Below are 4,318 nucleotides of genomic sequence, written 5' to 3'. Positions count from 1 at the left end.
ACTAACTTCGATATGCGGGCAAACGCCATTAAGCGCGAACCCGAAATCCAAAAATTCTGGGCAGAAAACCACATTTATTCTCAACTGGCTGAAAACAACCCCGGTGAATTATTTATACTGCACGATGGTCCTCCCTATGCTAACGGTCAATTACATATTGGTCATGCCTTAAATAAGATTCTCAAAGATATTATTAACCGCTACCAATTGCTAAAAGGTCGTAAAATTCGCTACGTTCCTGGCTGGGATTGTCACGGGTTGCCCATTGAGTTAAAAGTTCTGCAAAATATGAAACAGGCAGAACGCCAAAATCTCACTCCTTTGCAATTGCGTCAAAAAGCGAAACAGTTCGCACTAAAAACCGTAGATGAGCAACGAGAAAGTTTTAAACGCTATGGGATTTGGGGTGATTGGGAAAATCCTTATTTAACTCTACAGCCAGAATACGAAGCGGCGCAAATTGGCGTTTTTGGGGAAATGTTCCTCAAAGGTTATATTTATCGCGGCCTAAAGCCTGTACACTGGAGTCCTAGTTCTAAAACCGCTTTAGCAGAAGCGGAGTTAGAATATCCTGAAGGTCACGTCTCTCGCAGCATTTACGCCGCTTTTCCGGTGGTGAAGGTTACGGAACAATTAAAATCAGTTTTAGAGCCGTTCCTGCCTGATTTGGGCGTGGCTGTGTGGACTACTACCCCCTGGACTATCCCCGGTAATTTGGCTGTGGCTGTAAATGGTGCGTTGGAGTATGCGGTTGTGGAGGTCTCACGCAGAGGCGCAGAGGCGCAGAGAGAGTGCAAGTATCTGATTGTTGCGGCTGATTTGGTAGCAGATTTAGCTACTAAGTTGAATATGCAGTTAACGGTAAAAGCCAAATTTGTCGGCAAGGATTTGGAAGGTACTATTTACCGTCATCCTCTTTTTGACCGTGAAAGTCCGGTTGTGGTTGGTGGTGATTATATCACTACTGAGTCCGGGACAGGGTTGGTACATACTGCTCCTGGTCATGGTCAAGAGGATTACATTGTTGGTCAGCGTTACGGTTTGCCGATTCTTGCCCCTGTTGATGATAGTGGTAATTTTACGGATGAAGCTGGTAAGTTTTCTGGCTTGAATGTTTTGGGCGATGGGAATCAAGCGATTATTGATGCTTTGCATGAGGTTGGTTCTCTGTTGAAGGAGGAAGCATATCCTCACAAGTATCCTTATGACTGGAGAACGAAAAAACCGACGATTTTCCGCGCTACTGAACAATGGTTTGCTTCTGTGTCAGGATTTAGGGATGAGGCTTTAACGGCTATTTCCTCGGTACGCTGGATTCCTCCCCAAGGTGAAAACCGCATTACGCCAATGGTAGCAGAAAGATCCGATTGGTGTATTTCTCGTCAACGTTCTTGGGGTGTACCGATTCCGGTGTTTTATGATGAAGCAACTGGGGAAATTTTGCTGAATGCGGACACGATTAATCATGTTCAAGCTATCATCGCTAAAAGAGGTTCTGATGCTTGGTGGGAGTTGTCGGTAGAGGAGTTATTACCGGAAATATACCGCAACAATGGCAAGACTTACCGCCGGGGTACTGATACAATGGATGTCTGGTTCGATTCTGGTTCTTCTTGGGCAGCGGTAGCGAAGCAAAGACGGGAGTTGTGTTATCCTGTGGATATGTATTTGGAAGGTTCTGACCAACATCGCGGTTGGTTTCAATCTTCTTTGTTGACTAGTGTAGCGGTTAATGGTATTGCACCCTATAAAACTGTTTTAACTCATGGTTTCGTCTTGGATGAACATGGACGGAAAATGAGTAAGTCTGTGGGAAATGTGGTAGACCCTCAATTAATGATTTTGGGTGGAAAAGACCAGAAAAAAGAACCCGCTTATGGCGCTGATGTTTTGCGGTTGTGGGTTTCTTCGGTAGATTATTCTGGTGATGTCCGTTTGGGTGGTAATATCATCAAGCAATTAGCTGATGTAAGGAATAAAATCCGCAATACGGCACGGTTTTTATTGGGTAGTTTGCATGATTTTGATCCTCAGAAGGATGCTGTAGCCTTTGATGATTTACCAGATTTGGATAAATATATGCTGCATCGCATTCGTGAGGTGTTTAATGAGGTGACGGAAGCTTTTGATAGTTTCCAATTTTTCCGCTTTTTTCAAACTGTGCAGAATTTCTGCGTTGTAGATTTGTCAAATTTCTATTTAGACATTGCGAAAGATAGATTATATATCAGTTCTGCTGATGCTTTCCGTCGTCGTAGTTGTCAAACAGTTCTGCAAATTGCTTTGGAAAATTTAGCTAAAGCGATCGCTCCCGTTTTGTGTCATACTGCGGAGGATATCTGGCAATTTATTCCCTACGAAACACAATATAAATCAGTTTTTCAAGCTGGTTGGATTAAGGTGAATGATGAGTGGGATCATCCCGAATTAGCAGAATTTTGGAAAACATTGCGACGCATTCGCAGTGATGTTAATAAGGTATTGGAACAAGCGCGGGTAGAAAAGTTAATTGGTTCTTCTTTAGAAGCTATTGCTTTGATTTATTTCAGTGATGAAAAATTACGCGCTGCTATTGAACCTTTGAATGTTAGCGGTAATGGCATTGATGAATTACGATATTTATTCCTCACTTCTGAAGTGCAATTATTAGATACACCTGACACATTAAAAGGATTAAAAACTTTGCGAGTTCAAGGTGAGGATAATTGGGATATTGGGGTAGTCAATGCCGCAGAACAAGAGCATAATGGTAAATTATATCAGAAATGCGATCGCTGTTGGAATTATTCGCCCCATGTTGGTGAATCAGCAGAACATCCTTTACTCTGTGAACGGTGTATTCCTGCTTTAGCTGGAGAGTTTTAGAACCATAATATCTCCGACTTCTACTAAAAAGAAGTCGGGGATCTGAATCATCTTACCATTTTTAATGATCATGAACACACAATTATCTGTAAATTTAGAAATATTACCAATGGTATTACAAATGCTACCAAATATGATCATGACAGATGATCAGTTTTTTGATTTCTGTCAGTTAAATCGTCATTTTAGAATCGAACGTAATCAAATTGGAGATTTATTCATTATGTCCCCCACAGGTTCAGAAACAGAAGAACGTAATTTTAACTTAAACGGTCAATTATGGATATGGACAAAACAAGATGGTACAGGAGTAGGATTCGGTTCTAGTGGTGGTTTTACCCTACCTAATGGTGCAGTCCGTTCTCCCGACGCAGCATGGATAAAACGGACAAAATGGGAAATAATACCCGCAGACAAAAGAAAGAAATTCGCGCCTATTTGTCCCGAATTTGTAGTAGAATTGCGTTCAGAAAATGATAGTTTATCTACATTAAAAGAAAAAATGCAAGAATATATAGACAATGGCACACAATTAGCTTGGTTAATTGATAGAAAACAACGCAAAGTATTTATTTATCGGCCTAATTGTGGAGTTGAAGAATTAGATAATCCGCAAACATTAACTGGTGAGGATATTTTGCCGGGATTTGTGTTAGATTTAAGTGAGATTTGGTGATAAATAAATTAAATAAATGTGGTTCAATCTTTTTTTACAAACAATAAAGTCAAAGGGTAATATTCAATGAATACCACAACCTTACCTCCTCAGCTAACATTAAATATTAACTTAACAGATGAGGAATTTTTCCAACTCTGTCAAAATAACCGTGATTTAAGATTTGAACGCACAGCAGCAGGGGAATTAATAATTATGCCACCAACTGGTAGCGATACAGGAAATAGAAACTTTGATATTGCTGTTGAATTAGGAATTTGGAATAAACAAACAAAATTAGGTAAAGGTTTTGACTCTTCCACAGGTTTTAAATTATCCAATGGGAAAGATGTTTCTCCTGATGTTGCTTGGATTAAAAAAGAACGTTGGCATAGTTTAACTCCAGAACAACAGAATAAATTTGCTCCTATTGCACCTGATTTTGTCATTGAATTACGTTCTGCTAGTGACAATTTAAAACTATTACAAGAAAAAATGCAAGAATATATTGAAAATGGTGTGAAATTAGCTTGGTTAATTGATAGAAAAAAACGCCAAGTATTTATTTATCGTCCTAATTGTGAAGTTGAACAATTAGATAATCCGCAAACATTAACTGGTGAGGATATTTTGCCGGGATTTGTGTTAGATATAAGTGAGATCTGGTGATAAATAAATTAAATAAATTAAATAAAAGTATAAATTTGTCTCACCCATAGCCGCAGATATCACAGAATAGGATGAATTTATACTTAGGTCACTTTGTGAAAAGAAATTTTATTCGGTAAACCCTATATA

At 39.3% G+C, this 4,318-nt stretch carries 3 protein-coding genes; all 3 read left to right on the top strand.

Annotation, left to right across the window (positions count from 1 at the left end; translation table 11 throughout):
* The coding region (gene ileS / locus ACIR310F_RS0113720) for an isoleucine--tRNA ligase (RefSeq protein WP_028084312.1) at positions 1–2,865 on the top strand (2,865 nt) is incomplete at its 5' end.
* A 70-nt stretch (positions 2,866–2,935) separates the two neighbouring features.
* Positions 2,936–3,541 carry a Uma2 family endonuclease gene (locus ACIR310F_RS0113715; RefSeq protein ID WP_028084311.1) on the top strand — a complete coding sequence of 202 codons (606 nt, stop codon included), beginning with the start codon at positions 2,936–2,938 and terminating at the stop codon, positions 3,539–3,541.
* Between the two features lie 66 nt (positions 3,542–3,607).
* On the top strand, positions 3,608–4,189 hold the full coding sequence (locus tag ACIR310F_RS0113710) for a Uma2 family endonuclease (RefSeq protein WP_028084310.1): 582 nt from the start codon (positions 3,608–3,610) through the stop codon (positions 4,187–4,189).
* Positions 4,190–4,318 lie beyond the last annotated feature (129 nt).

Origin of the sequence: Dolichospermum circinale AWQC310F (assembly GCF_000426925.1) — a bacterium.
Taxonomy (GTDB): Bacteria; Cyanobacteriota; Cyanobacteriia; order Cyanobacteriales; family Nostocaceae; genus Dolichospermum; species Dolichospermum circinale.
This window is presented reverse-complemented; position numbering and strand designations above follow the sequence as displayed.